Origin of the sequence: Methylobacterium pseudosasicola, assembly GCF_900114535.1 — a bacterium.
Classification (GTDB): Bacteria; Pseudomonadota; Alphaproteobacteria; order Rhizobiales; family Beijerinckiaceae; genus Methylobacterium; species Methylobacterium pseudosasicola.
The window spans coordinates 1-3,126 of record NZ_FOTK01000113.1 but is presented as its reverse complement, the minus strand read 5'-3'; the positions used below and the strand labels follow the sequence as shown (position 1 = coordinate 3,126).

Here is a 3,126-nt window from a genome sequence, read left to right as displayed (position 1 = left end):
CTACGAGCGGCGCAGCGACATCTACGAGGCCTTCACCAGCCTCGCCGCAAGCCTCGTCACCCTCAACCAGATCAGACGGTTCTGTTAGGCACTCTAAGCAGGATCAGCGCGCTTCGTAGCCCTGGGTCCCACGGGTAACCCCGAGTCCGATGACCGCTCTCGAACTGATCCGCGCCCTCGCCCACGATGCCGCCGTGGGCATCGTCATCACTGACGCGATGATCGACCTACCCGGCCCGGCCATCCTGTACGTCAACGATGCCTTCGGGCGCCTCGTGGGGCAGCCCCCTGGCAACCTCATCGGTTTGAGCCCGCGCTTTATGCAGGGCAAGCAGACACTCCGGTCGCAACTGGATACCTACCACAATGCCCTGACCGCAGGCGTGCGTTTCCACGGCTACCTAACCAACTACCGCGGCGACGGCACCATGTACCGGGCTGAGATCGATTGCCGCCCTCTGCGAGCTGCAGACGGTCGGGTCGAGAACTTCGTGTCTTTCGAACGCGAGGTGGTTCGCCGCCTGGGCCGCCCGATGACGGGTGCGGACGGGCGCTACGTGCCGGCCAGCGTGGGTGACGACCAGATCGCGGATGCGCTGCGTTCGCTGGGGGTGTTCAAGCACCTCTGGAATGGGCTGCAAATATAAGCTGAGAGGATTGCCGCCATAAGTTGGATGCTGGACCAATGACTAAAATTTTCGCCCCTTAGCCCGGCTCGCACGGTTCGAGCTGATGGTTTGAAACCGTACACATGGGACCGGACACCCATCACTCTAACATAGGATAGAGTACCGGGCTTGTATCGCAGGCCTCTCGGCGTGCCGGATCAGAACCCTTTTCCGGATCTGCGCGATACGCCGTCCGGGTCAGGGCGAAACGACCGCTGAAGAGCGCGTCGTGAGCTATGTTTGATACCCTGATCCGCAAGCTCAGCCAGGCTGGCGGGCTCACCGAAGCCGACCACAAAACCTTGCGGCAGGTAAGCCTGAGGAGCCGACAGGTTCCAGCACGTCGGGATCTCACAAGTGAGGAAGATCGCCCCGAGAACGTGCATCTCGTCCTCTCGGGCTTCGTCTGCCGCTACAAGATCCTACCGAAGGGCCAGCGTCACATCACGGCCCTCATGGTCCCGGGCGACTTCTGCGACCTGCACGTGGCGATCCTCGACGAGATGGACCACTCCATCGGCACGATGACCTCGTGCACGGTGGTGGAAATCTCACGCGCTACCATTCACGACCTAACCGCCAACCATCCCCGTATCGCCCACGCGCTGTGGTGGGCGACCCTCGTAGACGAGGCCGTGTTGCGCGAGTGGCTCGTTTGTCTGGCAGGCCGGGAAGCCTCCAAGCGAATGGCGCACCTCTTCTGTGAGTTGCTGCTGCGCTTGAGTGTGGTCGGCTTGGTGAAGGACGACAGCTATACCGTACCCTTCACGCAGATCGACCTCGCCGACATGCTCGGTTTGACGCCCGTGCACGTGAACCGCGTGGTGCAACACCTGCGGTCCGAAAATCTGATCGTCCTCAGGCGACACCACGTTCAGATCCCGGATAAAGCCCGGCTGATGACCTACTGTGACTTTATTCCAAACTACCTGCATCGCAGGCCTCGGGTAAAATAAGATGACCCTCACCATCATGGGTTACAAACAGCAGTCATACGATGCGCGAGACCGAGCATATCGTTGATCGATTATTAGGGCGTCAACGACTGAGAGATGCGAGCGCTCCCGCCTGCCTGAGGCCGGATCTCTCATGCCCCGTTTCTTCTTCGACACCGATGACGGCAACTTCCGCAACTTGGATGATGAGGGCTTCGAGCTCCTCAGCATCGAGGCTGCGCGCATCGAGGCATTGGATGCCCTCCCGGATATGGCGCGGAACAAGCTTCCCGCCCAAGATCATCGCACCTATTCGGTTCGCGTGCGCGATGAAGCCGGGACGGTGGTCTACTCGGCGACCCTCGATCTCGTTGGCGAGTGGCACATCCCACGTGCTGGCTCGTAGCTTTGGCCCTCCTCCAGCAGGCCGGCGTTCGCAACAAGCTCCTCCAAGCTCTCTCGCCGGAAGATTTCGCCAGTCTGCGACCTGGGTTGCGAGCCGAGAAAATGCCTCTCCGGCAGGTCCTGATCGCGCCCCATACGGCGATCGAGACCGTCCATTTCCCGGAGGAAGGCTTCGTCTCGATCACCACCGATGAGCCGAGCGGCCGCGTCGAGATTGGGCTGATCGGTCAAGAGGGTCTGATCGGCGCTGCCCCGATCCTCCTCGACGATGACCGCAGTCCACATACCCACTTCGTGCAGATGGCCGGTCACATGCTCAGCATCGATGTAGCGGTGCTGCGGGCGGAGGTGGAGCGGCGCCCTGCCTTGCGCCGGGTGCTGCACCGCTTTATCCAGGTGCAGTTCGTCCAGACGGCTCAGACAGCCTTCGCCAATGCGCGGGGCAACACCGCGACCCGTCTCGCTCGATGGCTGCTGATGTGCCACGACCGGGCCGATGGCGATCAGATCACGGTTACGCAGGATTTCATGTCGTTCATGCTGGGCGTCGAGCGTCCGGGCGTGACGGCGGCGCTGCGAGTTCTTGCGGACGGCGGCTTCATTCGGAAGTACCGCGGCATCGTGGAGATCATCAACCGCGATGGCCTACTCGACCTCGCTGGCGACAGCTACGGTAGGGCGGAAACCGAGTACGCACGCCTGATCGAGGGGCGCTTCGAGCCAAACATTTGACCGCGAACACACGCATCTGCCAAGCCGGAGCCGAAGCCGCCTCGGGAGTGGAGGGCATTATCAGGCTTATGCGTGCCCTCTTTTCACCTATACACCACGGCGCATCGGTTTCTAAAATTCACTTCCCGTAATTATTTTTGCCGCTCCTGAAACTTATACAAGCTCGATCCCGTCAATGCTACAACAAGGGGGGGTGATCACGAGGCTTTTGGAGCATTTAATGCGCACTTCAATACTAATTTTGATTGCTTTTATCGGTTTTGCGTCACAGGCAATGGCGCAACATGCACAGCCTAGAGGCTGTTATGAACCTGTGGCGAGTTGAGCGGCCTTTTTGAGCATGAGGCAGACGAAAGCGACGAGGTGCAGGTCTGCCAGGGTGCTTG

Annotated in this window: 4 protein-coding genes and 1 pseudogene; all 5 read left to right on the top strand. The window is 60.5% G+C overall.

Annotated features, from left to right (window positions below):
* Positions 1 to 88, top strand: a pseudogene (locus tag BM228_RS34415) (IS5/IS1182 family transposase); the annotation flags it as partial.
* Positions 89 to 149: 61 nt separating this feature from the next.
* Positions 150 to 647 (top strand): PAS domain-containing protein, encoded by a 498-nt coding sequence (locus BM228_RS33370; protein ID WP_092047622.1) that lies wholly within the window; start codon positions 150 to 152, stop codon positions 645 to 647.
* 257 nt (positions 648 to 904) lie between these two features.
* Positions 905 to 1,624: a Crp/Fnr family transcriptional regulator gene (locus tag BM228_RS33365; protein ID WP_092047621.1), complete on the top strand. Its 720-nt coding sequence runs from the start codon at positions 905 to 907 to the stop codon at positions 1,622 to 1,624.
* A 133-nt stretch (positions 1,625 to 1,757) separates the two neighbouring features.
* Positions 1,758 to 2,009: a DUF6894 family protein gene (locus tag BM228_RS33360; RefSeq protein WP_092047619.1), complete on the top strand. Its 252-nt coding sequence runs from the start codon at positions 1,758 to 1,760 to the stop codon at positions 2,007 to 2,009.
* A 2-nt stretch (positions 2,010 to 2,011) separates the two neighbouring features.
* Complete coding sequence (locus BM228_RS33355) at positions 2,012 to 2,740, top strand: Crp/Fnr family transcriptional regulator (protein WP_092047617.1); 729 nt, start codon at positions 2,012 to 2,014, stop codon at positions 2,738 to 2,740.
* The last annotated feature ends 386 nt before the right edge of the window (positions 2,741 to 3,126 follow it).

What these genes read in the sequence shown, in the direction of transcription:
- BM228_RS33370 (WP_092047622.1), top strand. Translation starts at nt 150, where the DNA reads ATGACCGCTCTCGAACTGATCCGCGCCCTCGCCCACGATGCCGCCGTG.
- BM228_RS33365 (WP_092047621.1), top strand. Translation starts at nt 905, where the DNA reads ATGTTTGATACCCTGATCCGCAAGCTCAGCCAGGCTGGCGGGCTCACC.
- BM228_RS33360 (WP_092047619.1), top strand. Translation starts at nt 1,758, where the DNA reads ATGCCCCGTTTCTTCTTCGACACCGATGACGGCAACTTCCGCAACTTG.